The organism is Streptomyces flavofungini (assembly GCF_041028215.1).
Classification (GTDB): Bacteria; Actinomycetota; Actinomycetes; order Streptomycetales; family Streptomycetaceae; genus Streptomyces; species Streptomyces flavofungini_B.
The window spans coordinates 1-2,088 of the sequence record NZ_JASKYR010001033.1 but is presented as its reverse complement, the minus strand read 5'-3'; the positions used below and the strand labels follow the sequence as shown (position 1 = coordinate 2,088).

Below are 2,088 nucleotides of genomic sequence, written 5' to 3'. Positions count from 1 at the left end.
GACCGGCGGGAGGCGATGCCTCAATAGCGATGCGCACCGGCGAGCGCGGCCCGCATCCGCTCCGCCGGAGCCGCGCGATCCTGTGCCTCGTAGAGCGCCAGGGCCTCCTGCCGCGCCCGGCGGGCCGGACCGGCCTCGCCCAGGGCGTCGTGGCTCTCGGCCAGGTTGGCGAGGGTGTCCGCCTCGTTGGAGGCGTCCGCGTGCTCGCGGAAGAGCACCAGGGCCCGCCGGTAGTACTCCACGGCCCGTGTGAACCGCCCCGTCCGGTGCGCGATGTAGCCCAGGCTGTCCAGGGTGGAGGCGGCATCGGAGGGGCGGCCGTGCTCGTCGTACAGGCGCAGCGCCTGCTCGCAGTGGGCGCGCGCCTCCTCGTGGTGGCCGAGCTGGGCCTTCATCCAGCCGACCGCGTTGAGCTGGTTGGCCAGCCAGTTCTGGTTGCCGATGCGCTGGTAGAGGGTGAGGGCGCGCAGCGCGTGCTCCAAGGCGCGTTCGTCGTCGCCCCGCTGCTCCCAGACGCGCCCGAGGGTGCGGCAGATGTGCGCCTGGCCCGCGGTGTCATCGGTGCGCTCGGCGAGGGCGAGGGCCCGGCCGAGATGGTCCAGGGCCTCGGCGTGCTCGCCGGTGAGGGAGCGGGCGTGCCCGTAGCGCCAGTGGGCCAGGGCCCTGGGGGCGGGGTCCTCGCCGTGCTGTCCGGCCGCGGTCAGGGCGGCCCGCCAGACGGTGAGGTACTCGGCGAGGTGGTAGCCGCCCTGGTGGTACGAGATGAGCGACCAGGCCAGCTGCCAGACCTGCGGGCGGCGGCCGGTGGCGAGGGCGAGGGACTGCACGGCGAGCAGGCAGGCGTGCTCCTCGTCGAACCACCGCAGCGCGGCCGCGGTGTCCGTGAAGTCCAGCGGGGCGCTGCCGGGCGCCGCGGGCTCAAGGGCGGTGTCGAACGGCGTATGCGGGCCGTCCAGGCACCGGTTGGCCGCGTAGGCGGTGTGGACGTAGAAGTCGACCAGGCGGGTCAGCGCGGCGTCGCCGTCCTGGCCGGGCTGCTCCCGCGCCAGTTCGGCGGCGTAAAGGCGCACCAGGTCGTGCGTCCGGTAGCGGCCGGGGCGCTCCTGCCGCACCAGGTGCGCGGACTCCAGTTCCGTGAGCAGGGCCCGGGTGCGGGTCCGGGGCAGTGCGGCGAGCCCGGCCGCCGCGGCGAGGCCGATGTCAGGGCCCGGGGCCAGGCCGAGGTGGACGAAGAGGGTGCCCGCCGACGCGCTGAGCGCGCGGTGGGAGGCGGCGAAGGCGGCGCGGAGGCTCGCGGTGAGGTCGCCGACGTCCAGCGCGTCGAGGCGGTCGTCGGACCGGTCCAGCTCCGCGGCCAGGACCGACAGCGGGAAGTCCGGGTGGTTGGCGGCGCGGGCTGCGACGATCCCGAGGGCGAGCGGCAGCCCCGCGCAGTGGTCGATCAGGGCGGCCACGGACTCCGGTTCGGCCTCCACCCTCCGCGCGCCGAGATGGCCGACCAGCAGGCGGTGGGCCTCGTCCCGGCCGAGGACGTCCAGCGGCACCAACCGGGCGCCGTGCGTGGCCACCAGGGCGGTCAGGCGGCTGCGGCTGGTGATCACCACGGTGCACGAGGGGCTGCCCGGAAGCAGGGGGCGGACCTGGTCGGCGTCCCGCGCGTCGTCCAGGAGGATCAGCATGCGCCGCCCGGCGACCAGGCTCCGGTACAGCGCCGCCTGTGCCTCCGGATCGGCGGGGACGCTGTCCGCGTCGGCGTGCAGGGCGTCGAGGAAACCGCGCAGCACCAGCGCCCCCGGCATCGGCTGCTCGGCCGGGTCGAAGCCGCGCAGGTTCACATAGAGCTGCCCGTCGGGGAACCGGTCGGCGTTCTCGTGTGCCCAGCGCAGGGCCAGCCAGGTCTTGCCGAGCCCGCCGATGCCGCCGATCGCGGAGATCACCATGGTTCTGCCGGGTCCGCTGGGTCCGCCGGTTCCGCCGCCTGCGGACGACGAGGCGTCAAGTGCGTCGGTCAGCAGGTCCAGTTCCTTGGCGCGCCCGGTGAAGACGGCCGGTGGAGCGGGGAGTTGACGTGGTGCGGGGAGCCGGGAC

Annotated in this window: 1 protein-coding gene; it reads right to left on the bottom strand. The window is 75.3% G+C overall.

Annotated features, from left to right (window positions below):
* Positions 1-20: 20 nt before the first annotated feature.
* Positions 21-2,088: ATP-binding protein (locus AB8Z36_RS38045; protein WP_369217938.1), on the bottom strand; the 2,068-nt coding region annotated here is incomplete at its 5' end.